The sequence below is a fragment of the Clostridium pacaense genome, from assembly GCF_020709765.2.
Lineage (GTDB): Bacteria > Bacillota > Clostridia > Lachnospirales > Lachnospiraceae > Enterocloster > Enterocloster hominis.
In genome coordinates, this window is sequence record NZ_JAJFEB020000111.1 from 1 (window position 1) to 278 (window position 278).

A 278-nucleotide genomic window follows, 5' to 3' on the forward strand; every position below is an offset into this window, starting at 1 on the left:
ATCCACGGCAAGGGGGTCCAGATCATATACCAGCCCCAGGAACAGTCGGAGTTCATTCTTAGCGGGATTGAGAGCATGAAGGAGGCGGTGGCCAGGAATAAAAAGAGCTACAGAACCCATGTGGCCTGTTTTGCCGAACTTGCGGTGGATGAAAAAATCCAGAAAAGGACCACGGTTCCCATAGGCGCACAAATTTACTATATCCAGAGAGTGCGCGACATTGACGGGGAGGCGCTGAGCATTGACCATAACTATTTCCTAAAGGACGTGGGGAAAAA

General features: G+C 50.4%; 1 protein-coding gene. It reads left to right on the plus strand.

The annotated features are described in order from the left end of the window. Positions 1-278, plus strand: a 278-nt coding sequence (locus LK536_RS58705; protein WP_506092323.1) for a UTRA domain-containing protein, incomplete at both ends; no start/stop codon positions are given.